Origin of the sequence: Planococcus sp. S3-L1 (assembly GCF_030063085.1) — a bacterium.
Lineage (GTDB): Bacteria > Bacillota > Bacilli > Bacillales_A > Planococcaceae > Planococcus > Planococcus kocurii.
Genome location: NZ_JASISN010000010.1, coordinates 42,470 through 61,877 on the forward strand (window position 1 = coordinate 42,470; position 19,408 = coordinate 61,877).

At 40.9% G+C, this 19,408-nt stretch carries 13 protein-coding genes; 9 read left to right on the forward strand and 4 right to left on the reverse strand.

Annotated elements, in window-relative coordinates; translation table 11 throughout:
- Positions 1 to 34 precede the first annotated feature (34 nt).
- The 3 genes from QMF37_RS10885 (at position 35) to QMF37_RS10895 (ending at position 5,041) form a co-directional block, all read left to right on the forward strand.
- On the forward strand, positions 35 to 2,122 hold the full coding sequence (locus tag QMF37_RS10885) for a BglG family transcription antiterminator (protein ID WP_071152911.1): 2,088 nt from the start codon (positions 35 to 37) through the stop codon (positions 2,120 to 2,122).
- 5 nt (positions 2,123 to 2,127) lie between these two features.
- Entirely contained in the window at positions 2,128 to 3,267 is a 1,140-nt protein-coding gene (locus tag QMF37_RS10890) for a mannitol-1-phosphate 5-dehydrogenase (protein WP_071152968.1), read from the forward strand.
- A gap of 274 nt (positions 3,268 to 3,541) precedes the next feature.
- The gene (locus QMF37_RS10895; protein WP_071152910.1) at positions 3,542 to 5,041 is read left to right on the forward strand and encodes a malate:quinone oxidoreductase; all 1,500 of its coding nucleotides are present in this window, start codon (positions 3,542 to 3,544) and stop codon (positions 5,039 to 5,041) included.
- A 401-nt stretch (positions 5,042 to 5,442) separates the two neighbouring features.
- Here the strand turns inward: QMF37_RS10895 and QMF37_RS10900 are convergent, their stop codons facing one another.
- The 3 genes from QMF37_RS10900 to glcT all read right to left on the reverse strand — a co-directional run bounded on the left by QMF37_RS10900 (position 5,443) and on the right by glcT (position 9,219).
- Positions 5,443 to 5,985, reverse strand: a complete 543-nt coding sequence (locus QMF37_RS10900; protein ID WP_071152909.1) for an ECF transporter S component — start codon at positions 5,983 to 5,985, stop codon at positions 5,443 to 5,445.
- Between the two features lie 197 nt (positions 5,986 to 6,182).
- Positions 6,183 to 8,219, reverse strand: a complete 2,037-nt coding sequence (gene ptsG / locus QMF37_RS10905) for a glucose-specific PTS transporter subunit IIBC (RefSeq protein ID WP_283478324.1) — start codon at positions 8,217 to 8,219, stop codon at positions 6,183 to 6,185.
- A gap of 157 nt (positions 8,220 to 8,376) precedes the next feature.
- A complete protein-coding gene (gene glcT, locus QMF37_RS10910; protein WP_071152908.1) occupies positions 8,377 to 9,219 on the reverse strand; it encodes a glucose PTS transporter transcription antiterminator GlcT in 843 nt (280 codons plus the stop codon).
- 317 nt (positions 9,220 to 9,536) lie between these two features.
- Here glcT and QMF37_RS10915 point away from each other — a divergent pair, with 317 nt between their 5' ends.
- Positions 9,537 to 10,418: a Cof-type HAD-IIB family hydrolase gene (locus QMF37_RS10915; protein WP_283478325.1), complete on the forward strand. Its 882-nt coding sequence runs from the start codon at positions 9,537 to 9,539 to the stop codon at positions 10,416 to 10,418.
- A 63-nt stretch (positions 10,419 to 10,481) separates the two neighbouring features.
- On the opposite strand, the gene QMF37_RS10920 is transcribed toward QMF37_RS10915, so the two are convergent.
- Positions 10,482 to 11,465, reverse strand: coding sequence for a cation diffusion facilitator family transporter (locus QMF37_RS10920; protein ID WP_283478326.1), 984 nt, complete (start codon positions 11,463 to 11,465; stop codon positions 10,482 to 10,484).
- Between the two features lie 204 nt (positions 11,466 to 11,669).
- Here QMF37_RS10920 and mnmH point away from each other — a divergent pair, with 204 nt between their 5' ends.
- The 5 genes from mnmH to QMF37_RS10945 all read left to right on the forward strand — a co-directional run bounded on the left by mnmH (position 11,670) and on the right by QMF37_RS10945 (position 19,376).
- On the forward strand, positions 11,670 to 12,719 hold the full coding sequence (gene mnmH / locus QMF37_RS10925) for a tRNA 2-selenouridine(34) synthase MnmH (protein WP_078080794.1): 1,050 nt from the start codon (positions 11,670 to 11,672) through the stop codon (positions 12,717 to 12,719).
- A 170-nt stretch (positions 12,720 to 12,889) separates the two neighbouring features.
- Positions 12,890 to 16,042 carry a DEAD/DEAH box helicase gene (locus QMF37_RS10930; protein WP_283478327.1) on the forward strand — a complete coding sequence of 1,051 codons (3,153 nt, stop codon included), beginning with the start codon at positions 12,890 to 12,892 and terminating at the stop codon, positions 16,040 to 16,042.
- An 86-nt stretch (positions 16,043 to 16,128) separates the two neighbouring features.
- Positions 16,129 to 16,743 carry an NUDIX hydrolase gene (locus tag QMF37_RS10935; protein WP_058383938.1) on the forward strand — a complete coding sequence of 205 codons (615 nt, stop codon included), beginning with the start codon at positions 16,129 to 16,131 and terminating at the stop codon, positions 16,741 to 16,743.
- A gap of 142 nt (positions 16,744 to 16,885) precedes the next feature.
- Positions 16,886 to 17,959: a branched-chain amino acid aminotransferase gene (locus QMF37_RS10940; protein ID WP_058383939.1), complete on the forward strand. Its 1,074-nt coding sequence runs from the start codon at positions 16,886 to 16,888 to the stop codon at positions 17,957 to 17,959.
- 211 nt (positions 17,960 to 18,170) lie between these two features.
- Positions 18,171 to 19,376 (forward strand): multidrug effflux MFS transporter, encoded by a 1,206-nt coding sequence (locus tag QMF37_RS10945; protein ID WP_071152905.1) that lies wholly within the window; start codon positions 18,171 to 18,173, stop codon positions 19,374 to 19,376.
- The last annotated feature ends 32 nt before the right edge of the window (positions 19,377 to 19,408 follow it).

Below are 19,408 nucleotides of genomic sequence, written 5' to 3' on the forward strand. Positions count from 1 at the left end.
TTGAAGGCATTTTAAAGCGAAATGAGTGAGCTGCATGTTTATCACGTTTAGAGAAAAATCCATAATCGAGCTAATTGTTAAAACCTCTGGAAAACATACGGTAAATTCGCTGTCTTCCTATTTGGATGTTAGTGCTCGAACCATTCAGCGGGATTTAAAATCAGTAGGAAAGCTATTGCAGCAATTCGACTTGACGGTGGAACGTACCGCGGATGAAGGGCTTTTTATCGAAGGACCCAACGATCAAGTTTATCGTCTCATACAAAATTTGATAACGACCAGTCCGGCAGATGAAACAGCAGAGGAGAGAAAATTGAAGTTGCTCCTAATTTTGCTGCATGAAGGCCCGTTTTTTAAAAAGCAAATGCTCGCCAACAATCTAGGTGTCAGCACCGCTACACTAACCGTTTATTTAGAAGATCTAATAAGCTGGTTAGGGAAATTTTCAGTTGAGTTATCACGAACACGTGGCGTAGGTGTGGAAGTGGTTGGTAGAGAGACCGACAAGCGTCATGCTTTAGGAAGTTATGTTTTGTCCTTTTTTTACGAAGAGATGGTTGAAAGTTTGTATTTTCTTCAACAAGGAAAAAAACAACAACAAAAAATTCTCGGTTATTTTTTACCGGGATACATGATTGTCGTGGATGGATTAGTTGACCAGAAAATCAATAAAGAACAAACGAAGTTAGCAGATAGAGATTATATTGGCCTGGTTGTTTATTGCTGCTTGACAGTACAGCGCACGGAAAATGGATTTCCGATTGAACTTGAAGAACAAACAGAGTATGGCACTGAGCGCGAACATCAATTGATGGATGCAGTTTGTCGAGAGTTGAGTAAACAGCTTTCTATTCCATTGACTGCGGAAGATATCTATTTTTTATCAGTGATTTTAAAAGGGTCAAAAGTTCAAGCGGCTGATACGGGTTATTACGATAGCGTCTTGCTAGGTCGATTGATAAAAAATTTAATCCGCGACGTTTCAGCGCAACTACATGTAGATCTTGTCGATGACTTTTCATTGTACCAAGGATTGCTTGCGCATATGGGCCCATCGATTTTCCGTTTAAATCAAAAACTAGAATCCTTTAATCCGTTAACAGACGAGATCAAACGAAAATACCCCGTTTTGTTTATGGCAGTCAAGCAAAGTTTAGAAAGTGAATTTGAGGATTTGGATTTTCCGGCAGGTGAGATCGCCTATGTCGTCCTGCATTTCGGCTCAGCTTTACTGATGAATGAAGAAAGGGTTCGGATTGATGCAGTTGTTATTTGTCCAACAGGCATCGGAACTTCTAAAATGCTAGCCAGTCGGATTCAAAAAGAACTTCCTGAAATCAATTCAGTTGAAATTCTTTCTATTAATGAATTTCAGACAGCTCATTTCCAAGATTACGATCTAGTCATTTCGACAATTAGATTGCCTGTAACAGAAGTGGATTATATTATGGTTAGTCCTTTATTGAGTGATCAAGATATTGGCTATATTGAAAACTATTTGCAAAAAAATGTAGAAAAAATTACTAGTAAGAAACGATATTTGGATCTTGAAAATTCTGACCGGTCGGTAACTGCTAACAAAAAGCCGAATATTCAAAACGTATTGAGGGAAATTAAAGAAGTACAAGTAAGCATGGATACACTGTTAACTAACTTTAAAGTCATTAACACACAGCTTGCTACAGATCATTGGCAAGTTTTGCGGGAAGTAATAGAACAGGCTGAAAAAGAAGCACTTATTACAGACATTGACGCTGCCATGCGTGAACTAAAAGAACGAGAGAAAAAAGGTGGACTTGGAATTCCAGATACGAATATGGCTCTTTTTCATTGTCGTGACGACTCTATCCGTGGGCTATTGTTTCAAGTTGTTCATCTCGATACCGCTCTTGTTGTTCGAGGGATGGATGGGAAAGAAATGCGTATAAAAAACCTCTTATTAATGCTAGCCCCTACATTGCTGACAGCTAGAGAGCAGGAAATACTAAGTTTAATCAGTACCAGTTTGATTGAAAGCGAAAGGTCTATGATGATTTACACATCAGCTAACGAAAAAGTAATTCGGCAAAAATTAGAAGAACTCTTTTTGGATTATTTACAAAATAAGTTGATAAAGGAATGATGACAGTGAAGAAGGCTATTCATTTTGGAGCGGGAAACATTGGTAGAGGATTTATCGGTGCGTTATTTTCCGAATCGGGCTATCACGTAGCGTTTGTGGATGTTGCAGATCAAGTAATCAATAAGTTAAATGAAGAAAAAGGCTATCAAGTAAAATTGGCACAATCGCAGGAAGAAACCATTGCGATCACCAATGTTTCGGGTATTAACAACCGGACACATGAAAATGACGTCATTGAGGCGATTCAACAAGCAACTTATTTAACCACTGCCATCGGTCCGAATATTTTGCCGTTAATTGCCCCGTTAATTGCCCGTGGTTTAGCTAAGCGCATCACGGCAACAGAGGATAAGCTTTATGTTATTGCCTGTGAAAATCAAATTGGGGCGACCGACATACTAAAGCAGCACATTTTGGACAATCTAGACGAAGAAACGCAAATCCAACTGGAAGAGAAAATTTGCTTTTTCAACTCAGCGGTTGACCGCATTGTGCCAATCCAAAATCAGGATTCATTGGATGTGTTAGTTGAACCATATTACGAGTGGGTCGTGGAAACGACAGAGGATATTCCGCCAGTAACTGGCATGACAATAGTCAAAGATCTTGCACCGTTTATCGAACGGAAGTTGTTTACCGTGAATACTGGTCATGCCGTGATTGCTTATTTGGGCTATTTAGCGGGAAAAACGACCATTGATGAAACCTTAGGCGATGAAGAAATTGTTAGGGAAGTAAGAGCGACGTTAAAAGAAACAGGTGCTTATTTAATAAAGCAATACAAACTTGATGAAGCTGATCATTTGGCCTATATTGATAAAAATATCGAGCGCTTTAAAAATGCTTATTTGAACGATGGCGTGACACGAGTCGGACGTGCTCCTATTCGTAAGCTAGGACCTGAAGATCGGCTAATTCGACCAGCTACACAAGCGCAAAAAGCGGGATTGCCGTACACACATCTAGCGAATGCGGTTGCAGCTGCGTTATTATTCGATTACCCAGAAGATGAAGAAGCGGTGGAAATCCAAGAAATGATTCGTGAACATGGACTTGCAGAGACGTTACAGAAGTTTAGTGGCCTCGCTGAAGATAGTGATGTTACCAAAGAAGTTATTCGTCGTTATAAAGTGCTGCAAGGGTAAAATCCAACGGAAAAGGCCATTACTGATAACAAGTAGTGGCCTTTTTTAATTGCTTCGAGTAAATCTCCAATTGCGCTGGAGGTCTTTCTTTTTTACAGGCTCTAAGTAAGGTATAATTGACAGGCAAAACCACATAGGTCGAATCGAAAAATGTGATATAATTATTAAATTGAAGCAGAAAAGGTGTGTTTTACGGTTGAGCCTGGCTTTTTGTATTATTTGATCAGGAGCAAGCTGCACCTATTTGCAAATATACGGGATAAGGAAGGTTATAATGGACAACCAACAAAAAAACAAGAACGTTATCTTGATCGGCGCTGGAGTTATGAGCGCGACTTTGGGAGCAATGCTTAAAGAGTTAGCCCCTAGCTGGAATATTAAAGTGTTTGAAAAACTTGAAAAAGCAGGAGCCGAAAGTTCAAATGAATGGAATAACGCTGGAACAGGACATGCAGCACTTTGCGAGCTGAACTATACGCCTGAACAAGCTGACGGCTCTATCGATATAAAAAAAGCGAGTAGCATCAACGAACAGTTTCAGCTTTCGAGACAATTTTGGTCGTTTCTTGTAAATCACAAACGCATTGCTAATCCACAGGACTTTATTATGTCGATTCCGCACATGAGTTTGGTACAAGGAGAAGACAATGTACGTTTCTTAAACAACCGATTTGAAGCATTATCAAAAAGTCCTTTATTTAAAGGCATGGAATATTCAGCTGACCTAGAAAAGTTGAAAGAATGGATTCCCCTTATTATGGAAGGTCGAACTTCAACTGAAGCCATAGCGGCAACCAAAATTGATACGGGTACGGATGTTAACTTTGGTGCTTTAACGGAAATGCTGTTTACTCATTTGGAAGAGCAACAAGTCGAAATGAACTACAACCATGCAGTTAAAGACATTAAACGTAGTAGTGATAGCACGTGGGAAGTCAAAGTTCAGGACCTTGAAAACAACAAAATTGAGTACCATAACGCGGACTTCGTCTTTATCGGCGGCGGTGGCGGAAGTTTGCCTTTGCTTCAAAAGACGGGGATTCCTGAGTCTAAGCATATTGGTGGCTTCCCGGTGAGTGGCTTGTTCTTAGTTTGCAACGATCCTGAAATTGTAGAGCAACATCATGCAAAAGTATATGGAAAAGCAAAAGTTGGCGCTCCGCCAATGTCCGTACCGCATTTGGATACACGCTTTATTGACGGCAAGAAATCATTATTGTTCGGACCATTTGCAGGATTTTCACCGAAATTCCTGAAAACAGGCTCAAACATGGATTTACTCGGTTCTGTAAAACCAAATAACGTCTTTACCATGCTTGCTGCAGGGGCGAAAGAAATGTCGTTAACAAAATATTTGGTTCAGCAAGTATTGCTATCCAATGAAAAACGTGTGGAAGAACTGCGCGAATTTATTCCGACTGCCAAACTTGCAGACTGGGATGTAGTAGTCGCAGGACAGCGTGTACAAGTTATTAAAGATACGGATAAAGGCAAAGGAACTCTTCAGTTTGGTACGGAAATTGTTACTTCTGGGGACGGTTCGGTTGCTGCTTTATTAGGCGCTTCACCAGGTGCATCTACGGCTGTTCATGCCATGCTTGAAATTTTCCAAAGATGTTTTCCGGATCATGTGGGCGAATGGGAACCGAAGATCAAAGAGATGATTCCGTCTTACGGCATCTCGTTGGCTGAGAATCCTGAGCTTCTTCAAGAAATCCATACTTCAACAGCAAAAGCGTTGCAATTGGATGAAAAAAGCCCAATCGGAATTTAAGTAGAAAAATATATCAAAAGGGCTGTCCCAAAAGTCATGAAAAATGACTTTTCAGGGCAGCCCTTTTTTGTATGGCTGAGAAATAGTTGCTGTCCATTCCGACGGACGCTTTCCGCGGGCACGGCCTCAGCCGGCTGCCGTCTTCACCACGCGTCGTTCCGTCGATTCCTCCTCCCGGGCCTCGATAAAGTGTATACGGCGTTCGAAATTGTGGCATGGACCTACAATCTTCTAAAAGCAGCCGGCATCGTCAACTGCGTTCAGGAAGCTCATCACAAAAAAAAGACGATGAAAAAAATTTCTTTTTCATCGTCTTTTTAGGGACTTATGGGACAGCCCCTTTTAAATTCTACTTTTTACATTCCCAGTGGCAATTCAAAAACTATTTTTCTCCGGTTGTGTTATTTGAAGAATGGAGTTTTTTTCAAGGCAACTGCAACTGGAATGGCAATAATCAGTCCGACGAAGTTTTGAACTAGGTTTCCGGGAATCGAAGCAGCAGGAATAATCCAACTGCTAAAGATAATAGCTTCCCCGACGTAATAAATGGCAACCATCAGCGGAATTGAAAGAGTTGCTGCAAAAATATTGAAAGCTGTACTGCTACCATTTCTGCCACCAGACCAAGCAATTTTCCCGACTAAGTAACCTTGGAGACCACGAGCCACAATTGTAATGGGCGCCCATAAAGTCCACCCAGAAACTAAATCAAATAGCCCCATGCCGATTGCACCGGCAATCAAGCCTTTTTTAGAACCAAAAAGAATGGCGATGATGAAAAGCATCGCAGTACCAAGGTGGACAAGGCCGCCGTTTGCAGCAATTGGCAAGCGAATATTTAGTAGTAAAGTAGCGACGAAGACAAGGGCAATGGCCATAGCGCTCAAAATCAAATCGAGTGTCCGTGAATTAGCGGCAGGTGAATAGCTAGTCGTTTTTTGCATCGTTAGTAACCTTCCCATCTGTTCGTTTTCACATAACATTAGCAGAGGATTGGACTAGTTAAAAGTATCAATTCCGAACAAAACTTAGAGGTCAGATTGTATTTTTAAATTGATAGGAGAAATTTATAAGACGATAAAGCCCAGCTAGATTCGGAAAGTTTCCGAGTCTAGCTGGGCTTTTAAGTAGGGGTATCAAGTCAAACAACAGGTTCTCCGTGGATAATTTCCATAATTCCTGTATCTTTAGCTGTCACTGCACCAGACTTTAGGAGTTTGATTGACTGGCCTTCTTCAAGATTTGTGAAAACGATAGGCGTAACGATGGAAGCCGCATGTTCAGCGATATAATCAAGATCCATTTCCATCAAGAGTTGTCCTTGCTCTACCAAGTCACCTTGTTCAATATGCGATGTAAACCCTTCACCTTTTAGATGGACTGTATCAATACCGATGTGAATTAGAATTTCCGTACCGTTGTCTGCCGCAATCCCAATAGCGTGCTTAGTAGGGAAGACCGTAACAACTTTTCCGTTTACCGGAGAAAAAACTTTTCCTTCTGTCGGTTTAATTGCAAATCCATCTCCAACCATTTTGCCGGAGAATACTTGGTCCGGAACTTCTGAAATTGGAAGAAGTTCACCTGTAATCGGGCTATTGAATTCTAATGGCGTTGCCGATGCAACTGTATTTTCCGTCGGAGCAGCAGTTTTGGAAGCTGGACGAGGGGATTTACCATTCATGATATCTTGCATTTGTCCGCGTAAGCTATCCGAAACCGGTCCGAAGATCGCCTGAATGTTGTTGCCGACTTCCATGACACCGGAAGCGCCAAGTTTTTTCAATCTCTTTTTATCGACGTTTCCTTTATTTGCTACACTGACGCGCAGACGTGTGATACAAGCATCAAGGTGTTTGATGTTTTCTTGTCCGCCCATGGCAGCAAGAATTTCATACGGTAAGTCGCCGATTTCTTCCATCTCTTCGTCGCCTTCTTCTTCTGGTTCGCGTCCAGGTGTCATCAAGTTGAATTTCAAGATGGCAAAACGGAAACCAAAGTAGTAGATGACCGAGAACACGAGACCGACAACGATGACCCAAAACCATTCTGTTCTACCGGGTAAAACACCGAAGAGCAAAAAGTCAATCAGTCCACCGGAGAACGTCATTCCGATTTTAACATCGAGCAAGTGCATCGTCATAAACGATAATCCTGCGAAAATAGCATGAATACCAAACAACACAGGAGCTACAAATAAAAATGAGAATTCAAGTGGTTCTGTAATTCCAGTTAAGAAAGAAGTCAACGCACCTGAGGCCATAATACCGCCAACAATTTTCTTTTTCTCAGGGCGTGCACAATGATAGATAGCAAGTGCTGCAGCGGGAAGGCCGAACATCATGAATGGAAATTTACCGGTCATAAATGTACCAGCCGTAAAGTCTACACCGTCCTGCAATTGAGCAAAGAAGATCCGTTGGTCGCCGCGGACAATTTCACCAGCCGCAGTTGTGTATTGACCGAATTCAAACCAGAAAGGCGAGTAGAAAATATGGTGCAATCCAAATGGAATCAGAGAGCGTTCAATAACACCGAATACAAAAGCTGCAAGCGTACGGTTTGTCTCCAACATGAAATGGGAAAGTGTATTTAATCCAGTTTGAGCGAATGGCCAAACCATGAACATAATAATGCCAAGAAAAACAGCAGAGAAAGCCGTAACGATGGGAACAAAGCGCTTTCCTGCAAAAAATCCTAAAAACTGTGGCAATTGGATATTGAAAAATTTATTGTACATGAAAGCGGCTAAGACACCAACGATAATTCCGCCGAAAACACCGGTCTGTAGCGTAGGGATGCCTAATACATTAGCGTATGCTGGATCAGTCGTCATTTCCAGCGTAATTCCACCAAATGCCTTCATCGTGACATTCATAATCAAGTAACCGATGATGGCTGCGAGTCCTGCTACCCCGTCACCGCCAGCAAGACCAATGGCGACACCTACAGCAAATAGTAAAGGCAAGTTGTCAAAAACAACGCCACCTGCTTCTGCCATAACGAATAATAATTGCTGAATCCAGTTAGCTCCCATAAAAGGAACCGCTTCCAAAAATGATTCTTGTGCAAAACTAGTACCAAAAGCTAACAGAATACCAGCAGCGGGCAAGAGTGCGACAGGTAACATTAAAGCTTTACCTACTTTTTGCAAAGTACCGAAAAAATTGAATGACATATAACTTCCTCCTTTATGTTTTAACTATGAAAAAACAATTGAATGGATACAAAAAGGCATGAGCAGAAAAGGGAAAGTTGTCAGAGGGCAGGTTTGTCCTAGTAGTCAACTTTTCATCTTTTCATACTCATGCCTGATCGAATCAGTAACACGTATGTCAGAATTTATGTGTTAAGCGTTGCAGATGAATGGTCAAATACATGACTTCCGCTTCATCTACCGGCTTATTCAATTGATTTTGCATGACTTTAATGAGCTTATAGGCAAGATTATAGCATACAGGATATTCACTTTTCAACATAGCAGCTAATTTATTTTCTTCACCAAGCAACGTGCCTTTTGCGGCTCGGTCAATCGCACGGTGAAGGTGTTGAATGAGACGATGATAGTCAATATTGTTTTTTTCCAATTGAATATCAAGATTGTCTTCGATAATATTCACCATTTTTGAAATCAGCGCATGGTATCGATTGATGTCGCGTAAAGGCTTGTCTGTTACCGCACTGTGAATATGGAGCGCGATAAAACCAACTTCACCTTCTGGAAAAGAAACGCCTGTCCGCTCTTCCACTTTTGTCACAACGTCTTTGGCCACTAAGTATTCTTTTGGATACAGTGACTCAATTTCAAATAAAAAAGGATTGGAGAATTGAATCTCTTTTTTCGCACGATTAATGGCAAACGCAATGTGATCAGTCAAAGCCACGTGGATATGCTCGTTCAATTGCTTATCCATTTTTTCCTCGATGAAAAGAAGGAGTTCATGAATAAAGATAAGGAGCTTTTCCTCAATATAAGGAAGTAGATTTACATATTGTTCCATTTCGTTCTCATCTTTTAGCAAAAATGTTTTATCTGCTTCGTCAAAAGGAATCGAATCTCCTTTTTTTCGATTGAATCCGAGGCCATTGCCAATTAATACGACTTCTTTATAGGTATCATGGTGGGCAATCACAACATTATTATTCAATACTTTTTGAATGATTAAAATTTGTTCCATACTAGCCTCCATCTGCAGCTTCAACTTATGTAACAGCTGGATATTTCTTGCGTGTTAGGCGTATTTTCTGTGAACCATACGTAAAATTCGAAATTCCTCTTTCCGTCATTCTAACATTTTCTGTCTATTCGCAATAGAAATTTATTACGCTATATTCTAGAACTAAGGATATCTAGCTATTTGGATGCCTTAAAGAAGGTACCAGAGTTTTAATCGGTGTAGATACGGTAGGCGGCACGGCAGATTCATTGAGTTTAAAAATAACAGGACGTATACTTGTATTAATTAGTTGTCTTTAATCAACAGGAGGTAATAACGTGTCAGTCAAACCTAAAGCCGTCTTTTTGGACATGGACGGAACAATTTTAAATCACCACAACAAAGTGAGTGCAGAAACGAAACAAATTATAGATGAGCTGCGAAATGAAGGCATTTTCGTATTTGTGGCGACAGGAAGATCTTCTGCTGAACTGGTAGGGATGCTACCGGAAGGGTTTATGGTAGATGGCATCATTACCGCAAACGGCATGGCGGGTTACATTGGAAACGAAGTAGTTTTTGAGCACTCTCTTCCGCTGGATTTAGTAGAAGCCATCATCAAGAAAGCGCGTGAACATAAAATCTATTACGAACTTTTTCCGCATGGTCAATCCCAGCAAGTATTAAAGCAGGACAAAGAATTTGTCGAAGCTGCAGTGCGCGATCCCAAGCCCGAATCGGTACAGACGAACGAATGGATTTCACGCCAACAAGCAATCAAAGAAGATATTAGATGGGTAGAGGAACTAACAGAGAGTCATTTCTCCAAATTTTATTTTTTTGCAAGAACTCGCGATGAAATCGACAACTGGAAACAAGAGTTAGAAGAGCTACAAAAGCTTATGCAGTTTACGATGACTCCCTCTTCTCCAAATAATATGGAAGTAATGGTCGCGAATGTGAGTAAGGCGTCTGGAATCGCTCAAATGCTGGAACGCTTTGGGTTAATCGGCTGTGAAACACTCGCCATTGGAGACAGTGACAACGATGTGAAAATGTTCGAATACGTATCTCACGCTGTAGCAATGAAAAACGCCCCCGCTCACATTCAAGCAGTAGTGGATGAAGTCACAGCGTTTACTTGTGATGAAAACGGTGTTTACCATTACCTGAAAACGAGTGTGTTGGCAAATATCGCTAAGAAATCACCAAGAGCTTAAAATAACCCAAACCGGAGATGTTTTCATTTTCCAGTTTGGGTTATTTTTTATGAAATCACGAAACTATTGGTTATCTTTAGGAGAGATACTGCTCCATGTATCAATACCATCATCGTCGTCAAATTCAATAATAACATCTGTTACATTTTTTACGCTTTCTTTTATTTTCTTCTCAATATAATTTCGAATATCATCTGCTTCTTTAATGGTCATATTGGAATCTACTTCAACTTTGAGTTCAACATGAAGACTTTCACCTTCTTTAATGACGTCCAGATCTTGAATGTCGTTGATGTGTGGATGTTGTAAAATTCGAGCACCCATCCGTGCCTGCATTTTCACATCAGCTACACCAAGTGCACCGGCTGCATTATCCATAAAGATACGACCGACTACCAAAACAAGTGCAATACCAATAATAATCGAAGCGTAGCCTGTCGCACTATGGAAAGGTGTATATGTCGCAACGATAATTGCCAGCATGGCGAGGACCGCTCCACCAACTGCAACATTGTCTTCTAAAAAGACCAATTTCGAAGCAGGTTTAGCATCTTTCACGTGTTTATAGCTTTCTGGAATCAATTTAAATCCTTTAACTTGTTCTTTTGGAAGGTGCTCCGTAATTTCTTTCATGGCTTTATAAAGAACAGCAGCTTCAAGAAGCGCCGAAGCACCCAATACACCAATATTCAACCAAAACCAATCTTCTGAATGTGTAGCATTCGAAATGTGATGAATTCCCTCAACAATTGTTTCATAAGCTAAGACAGCAACAATCAATACGGCACCGAGCAGGACGAGATTGACCAAACGTCCAAATCCTCCAGGAAATTTTTCTGTTGGTTCTTTCTTACTCAATGCGGAGCCGATAAACACAAAAAATTGATTGGCGGCATCACCAAAGCTATGCATCATTTCAGCAAACATCGCGACATTCCCAGTAATCATATAGGCTGCCGTCTTGATGATGGCAACGACACTATTAATAACGGCTGCCCATAAAGCCGACCTTGTACCGAATTTCATCAATCCGAAAAGTTCCCTCATACTATTTTCTCCTTCCAGCCATGAGACATTGATAATTTACCATTAGTTAATTCGATTCCCTCAGTCCCGAAGTTGAAACACAGAGCAGTTGGCAGAGAACAATAAAACGGTGAAAATCTGATGAGCAATCAAAAAAGAAAACCGTTCCATATGGGTGTATACTGTTACAATACGTAAAACAAGCGCGTGTTTGGAGGGAAAAGGATGTTTAGCAATATTTCAGTAAATGAATTGATGCCTTTAAGTGAACAGAAAAAGATGGTGCTAATCGATGTCAGGTCGCCATCGGAGTATAAGAATTTTTCAATACCAGGCAGCATCAATATTCCTTTTTTCGATGATACAGAACGAGCAGAAATTGGAACTCTTTATAAGCAAGCGAGTGTGGAAGCTGCAAAAGTACGAGGTCTGGAGATTATATCAGCTAAATTACCAGAATTTGTTCAACGGTTTAAGCAGGTTGAAGGCAGCAAAACGGTCTTTTGCTGGCGCGGTGGCATGCGTAGCCGCACTACAGCTACACTTTTGTCATTGATGGACGTTCACGTCAGTCGCTTAGAGGGCGGAATCCGCGAATACCGCAGATGGGTTGTGAGCCAGCTCGACCAGCCAGAAGCGCCTTTTAAAGCATATGTATTGAACGGCTTAACCGGTACAGGTAAAACAAGAATTTTAAAAGCTTTGGAAAAGCAGGGCTATCCGGTTATCGATTTAGAAGGACTGGCCAATCATAAAGGTTCGATCTTCGGTCATATTGGCGTTGAGCCACATAATCAGAAAATGTTTGATTCGTTGCTAGTCCAGCAATGCCGAGAGCTAGAGAAATCTCCATTTATTCTTTTTGAAGCCGAAAGCGCGAGAATCGGGAAAATTGTCATTCCGAGTTGGCTAACAGAATTGAAAGCCAATAGCGTTCAACTGATCATCGACATGCCCATGGAAGAACGAATCAAAGAAATTATTGAAGATTACCGTCCAGTGGAATACCAAGCCGAGTGTATCGCAGCTTTTCAACGAATCAAAACACGGATGCCTTTAAACATTTCAAAGCAAATTGAAGTAGCTTTAGAAGTCGGTGAATTTCCCTCTGCAGTAAGATTGCTGCTGGAGTATTATTACGATTCACGCTATCAACATACAGGTCTTCAATATCCTGATGCGCAAAAAAAAGTACTGCAAGTTAGGAATTTAGAAGAAGCCATTGAAGCGATAAAAAAACAGATTCCGAAAATTGAAGAATCTCCAATCATATAAATGATAAGTAACTTTTAAAATCAAAAAAAACCCCCTCAACGTCTTGTTGGAGGGGATTTTCTTTAACTATCAAAGTCGAACAGGTAGAGAAGTTGATTCACCCTCCGCAGTCGGGGATAATAAAGACAACTGTCACCGGTATTCGAGTGTCCTGGAAAGGAACTACTATCATGAATTTTTCACTTAATGAAATAAAAATAAAAAAATTATGCGGAATCGCGGCTTATAAAAAAGGCAAAAGCTTTATTCAAGCTGGAAAAATTCAGCTATTACCAGATTTGAGTGATGACCGACTGATAAAAGCTGTTTTTACAGGACGTAATGAATTTTACGTGAGCGTTAAACAACAGGAGGATGGTGAAATCCTCGCTTCTTGTAGCTGTCCACCGGTAGGTTTTGTGCAGACCTATTGCCATCATATTGCAGGAGTTTTACTAGCGATAGATGACATGCAACAACGTGAGAATCCAGCTATGAAAATGTTGGATTTGTTTGCGCGACAGAAGAATGGGACGAAAGGACGCCAATATTTTGATAAACGGCAATTGCTTCACATTGAATTTAGTTTGTTGCCGGTGATGTCGGGAGAAAACGATCACGTACTCGCCTTACGAGTCGCTGCGGGTATTGAACATTTAGCAACTATTGGTGATCTCGATACGTTTTTAAAGGCGGTCAGAGCGGAAGAAACTTATAGCGAGTCTACTGGCTTTTATTACTCACCGGAAGAGCATCGTCTGCAAGACGAAGCCACAACAGTGCTCGATTATTTAGCAAGGACTCGACTTGCTGGCGCAGTAAGAACAGAAGGCACAGAACTGCTAGTCATGGCAGCTCCGGATTGGGAGCGGTTATTGCCGTTACTTCAAGCCGCACCTTACGTCAAACTTGTTAGAGACCGAGTCATTACGGACGGCATTCGCGTGGAAAAAGAATTGCCTTTGTCTTTTCATTTTGCTGAGCATCGTTCTGGAGGGTTCCGGCTAGATGTTGAAGGACTCGAAGAAGTGCTAATTCTAAAAGATTATGAAATGGCAATTGCGGATGAGGCATTGTTCTATTTGGCCGAAGAAGACGCTAGACACTTAACAGAACTAAAGGAATTTCTGCCAAACTCCGTTGATCAGTTGCTTATCTCAGCACAAGAAATCGATCATTTCATGGCGACAGTCGTACCTGGACTGGAACGTTTGGGAAACGTGTATATTGCAGACGCAGTAGCAGAACGATTAGTGAAAACGCCTCTTCGTGCCAAATTATTCCTCGATCGCATTAAACATCGCTTACTAGCCGGAGTGGAATTCCATTATGGCCACTTAGTTATTAATCCATGTGAAGAAGGAGAAGGTGGACCTCGCCATTATCCGGGGATCCGTAGACAACGTCACCAAGAACAAGATATTCTACAAATTATGAAAGACAGTGAGTTTACACAAACCGATGGCGGCTTCTATATGCAAGACGAGGAAGCGGAGTATCATTTTCTCTATCACGTTATGCCTGTGCTCGAAGAATTGATGCAGGTATTTGCAACAACTGCTGTAAAAATGCGCGTTCAAAAAAATTATGGTGGTCCGAAAGTAAAGGTGGAAATAAGTGAACGTACAGATTGGCTAGAGTTCCGCTTTGACTTACAAGACATTCCAGAATCTGAAATCAAGAAAATTTTGGAGGCGTTAGAAGAGAAGCGACCATTTTACCGAATCCCTAACGGAACGTTAATGTCTTTAGAAACACAACAATTCCTTGAGTTGAGTGATTTTTTACGTGACTTGGCTGTTACTGCAACTAATTTTGGAAGAGAAGAGATCCGAATTCCATTGATCCATGGGTTGCAAGTAGTCGCTTCACTAGAAGATGGACAATTGCTTGATCCAGGCGCAGATTTTTCCGGTTTGTTGCAAAGCTTGAATCGTCCAGAAAAATTGACTACAGATATACCAGAAAGTTTAAATGGAGTTCTTCGAGATTATCAGGAAGCCGGCTTTCGTTGGCTTAAGCTGCTCGCGAAATACCAATTCGGTGGTATTTTGGCTGATGACATGGGGCTTGGAAAAACCTTGCAAAGCATCGCTTTTATCGTATCGGTACTCCCCGAGATTCGGAAGCAGCGGCAACCTGTACTCGTAGTTGCTCCTTCGTCGCTAGTTTACAATTGGCTGAACGAACTAGCTAAATTTGCACCAAGCATTAAAGCTGGCATTATAGACGGTGACAAAAGACAAAGAGCTTTGTCGATTAAAAAAATGCAAGAGTCGGACGTTATCATTACTTCTTACCCTTCAATGCGCATGGATCAAGTGCTATACCGAGATCAACGCTTTCATACTTTGTTTTTGGACGAAGCCCAGGCTTTTAAAAATCCGGTTACGCAAACAGCAAAAGCAGTTAAGGCGATTCAAGCAGATTACCGATTTGCATTGACCGGAACCCCAATTGAAAACTCTTTAGACGAATTGTGGTCGATTTTCAACGTGATATTTCCTGAACTTCTCCCAAATCGTAGGCTGTTTAGCGAAATGAGACGTGACAGCATCAAAAAACGAGTTCGACCATTTATTTTGCGGCGCATCAAAACAGAGGTGTTAACAGAACTTCCAGATAAAGTAGAAACGATTCGATTTTCAGAACTACAAAAAGAACAAAAACAATTATACGCTGCGTACTTAGCTGAATTAAAACAAGATGCGCTGAAGCATTTAAACAAAGATAGCTTTCAAAAAAACCGAATTCGAATTTTGGCAGGTCTTACGAGGTTGCGTCAATTATGCTGCCATCCGGCATTATTTGTGGAAGACTATAATGGAGGATCTGCTAAGTTTGACCAACTGATGGAGCTCATAGAGGAATGCCGACTGACTGGCCGGCGTGTGCTAGTCTTTTCACAGTTTACTAAGATGCTCGGCATGATTGGTCATCAATTAACAAAAGAAGGGGTCTCTTACTTTTATTTAGATGGTCAAACGCCGCCAGCGGAACGAGTAGACTTGTGCACACGTTTTAATGAGGGTCAAGGTGAGTTATTTTTGATTTCTTTAAAAGCGGGGGGCACCGGTTTAAATTTAACAGGTGCGGATACGGTGGTGTTGTATGATCTTTGGTGGAACCCAGCTGTCGAGCAACAAGCAGCGGATCGTGCCCACCGGATGGGACAAAAAAAGGAAGTTCAAGTTGTCCGATTAATTGCTAAGGGGACTATTGAAGAGAAAATCAATGAACTGCAAATGAAAAAGAAAAACTTGATTGATGATGTAATCCAATCGGGGGAAGAACCGTTAAAGGCGATGTCGGCAGAGGATATCCGAGAAATTTTGATGACATAGTCAATTCGAATCGCCACAAGGTCTTTTCTGAAAAGGAATTTTCGAGTTGAATTTGATAAAATGGAAAGAAGAGATGAGGTGTTGATATGGATCCACAAAGTATGCTGAAAAAAGTAAAAAACCGCACTCCTGAAGTTTTAGGAAATAAGGAATTTTCGAAATACGCAATTCTTTTACCTCTTATCGAAAAAGATGGAGAAATCCATGTCCTCTTTGAAGTTCGTTCTTACGATCTTAGAAATCAGCCCGGAGAAATTTGTTTTCCAGGTGGGAAAATTGATTTTCAGGATCAGACAGAAGAAGACACGGCAGTCCGTGAAACAATTGAAGAATTGGGAATAGAACGAGCAGAAATCTCAGATATTTATCCGTTGGACTATATCGTTTCGCCTTTTGGCATGATCGTCTACACATTCGCTGGTGTGATTAATCCAGAAACGGCATTCACTCCTAATCCACCGGAAGTTGACAGCATTTTTACGGTGCCACTATCTTTTTTCTTGGAAAAGGAACCGAAAATCTATCGTGTCAATTTTGATATCCAACCAGAAGAAAGTTTTCCTTTTGATTTGATTGCTGGAGGCGAAAACTACAATTGGCGAACACGCCAGGTAGATGAGTATTTTTACATTTATGGTGACAAAGTCATTTGGGGATTAACTGCCAAGATTCTGGCACACTTTATTGAGATCATTCGCTGAATGGTCTTTTTTTTTGAAAAAACAGGTCTTTTATCATGATTTTAGAATAATGCATAGAGAAGCTATTAAAGAAGAGAATGAACGTGTATAATTATTCATATAACTGATAATTATAATTATTTTGATAGAAGGAGTCCTGACAATGACAACACAGCAACTTGAAGTTATTAACAATACCAGCAAAAAAGAAAAGCCGGTGAAAGACCAAGTGCCATTCGGGACTACCTTTACAGATCATATGTATATGCTCGAATACCAAACAGAAAAAGGTTGGTATGATCCTAAAATTGTACCCTATGGACCCATTAGCTTAGATCCGGCAGCGATGATCTTCCATTACGGTCAAACAGTTTTTGAAGGCATGAAGGCTTATCATACAGAAGACGGCCGCATTCTGTTATTCCGTCCTGAGAAAAACTTTGAACGTCTCAATCTTTCTAGCGAACGTCTAAGCATTCCAGCAATCGATGAGCAACTAGCGCTCGAGCATTTAATGCAATTAGTCAAATTGGAAAAAGAGTGGGTACCCAAAACGCCTGGAACTTCTCTTTATATCCGCCCTTATATTATTTCAACAGATGCAAATTTAGCAGTCGGACCTTCTCAAACCTATAAATATATGGTCATTTTGTCGCCGGTAGGCTCTTATTTCTCAGGCGGTCTTCAGCCAGTAGTCATTCATGTAGAAGAGAAATTTACTCGGGCTGTCAAAGGTGGAACGGGTATGGCCAAAACAGCAGGAAACTATTCGTCAGGCTACCAAGCACAAGCAGATGCTAAAAAAGAAGGCAACGCGGATGTCTTGTGGCTCGATGGTGTTGAGAAAAAATACATTGAAGAAGTTGGCAGCATGAACATCTTCTTCAAAATAAATGGGGAAGTCGTAACACCTGAGTTAAATGGCAGTATCTTAAAAGGCATTACGCGCATGTCCATTATTGAATTGCTCGGCACATGGGGAATCGCTGTAACAGAAAAACGCGTTTCTATTGATGAGTTGTATGAAGCTTATGAAGCGGGCCACGTAGAAGAAGTCTTTGGTACAGGTACAGCTGCAGTTATTTCACCGGTAGGAGAACTAAACTACAAAGGTAAAAAAATGATCGTTAATAACCATGAAATTGGTGAGTTGTCACAAAAGCTATACGACACGATTACAGGAATCCAAACAGGGAAAATTGAAGATACACTTGGTTGGACAGTAGAAGTAAAATAAAAAAATCTTTTTAATCGCTCTATTTCAACCCATAGCTGTTAGCTTATCCATTGTGATAAACTAATAGCTATGGGTTTTTTAGTTATGTCATTCACAAAACTTACAGAGACAAACTGAGTTTTTATCACAAAACAGAAAATGTCACTGCGTGCAGCTGACTAAAGCTTGCTTAGCATAGATAAGTAATAGAAGAAAAGAAGGTGTAAAACGAGTGGGAAGTTCAACTGGTCTAAAACGCAACCAATTTATTTTACTGATGGGTGCGTTGACTACTTTAGTGCCATTTACCATTGATATGTATTTACCAGCGTTCCCAATTTTAGCGGACGTTTATGAAACAAATGCTAGTTCTGTTCAATTAAGCTTAACAGCATGCTTGTTAGGACTAGCAATCGGCCAATTGATTGCTGGTGCACTTAGCGATATGCACGGAAGACGAAAACCGTTATTAATTTCTTTAGTGGCTTATATTGTCGCATCAATCGCTTGTATATTTGCTCCGAACATTTATCTATTTGTTTTCCTACGCTTTATACAAGGCTTAGCAGCTTCTGGTGGACTTGTTATTTCCCGGGCAATTGTGCGGGATGTCAGTAGTGGACCAGAACTGACACGGTTGTTTGCGTTATTAATGGTTATTGGTAATTTAGTACCGTTAATTGCGCCTTCTATTGGTAGCGGCGTCTTATTGTTTGCAGATTGGAAAGGGATTTTCATGCTGTTAACGACACTAGGAATTGTTCTGTTACTTCTTTCGGCTTTTCGTTTAACAGAAAGTTTACCGTCTGAAAAACGAGTACCAAGTAATCTAAAATCAACATTCGGTAACTTTGCAGGAATTTTAAGAAATCGCCAATTTACAGGGTATGCGTTAGCACAAGGCTTTTTAATCGGCGGTGTTTTTGCTTATGTATCGGGTACTCCTTTTATCTATCAAAACATCTACGGGACTTCCCCTCAAATGTTTAGTGTGCTCTTTGGGATGAATGGCATTGGGCTGATTATGGGTAGCTACGCTGTTGGCCGATTTTCTTATAGATGGTCTGAAAAGAAACTTTTAGAAACGGCTCTCTATACCGCAACGCTTGCTGGTGCAGTGTTATTAGCTGTCGTGTTCATACAAGGACCTCTGTGGGCAGTGGTGATTCCAATTTTCTTTTTCATCATGTCGATTGGTGTAGTGGGGACAGCCTCTTTTACTCTTGCTATGGAAAGTCAAGGTCACGTAGCAGGAAGTGCTTCTGCGTTACTTGGGCTATTGCCTTTTATCCTAGGGGCTGCGACTGCACCGTTAGTAGGGATTGCCGGAGAAAATACGGCTGTTCCGATGGGACTTGTTATTTTTTCGATGTGCACAATCGCCCTACTTGCGTATTTACTATTAGCAAAAAATACAACTTCATCTACTGCTAATTAAGTAGAAGGGGCTGTCTCCAAAGGTCATGAACA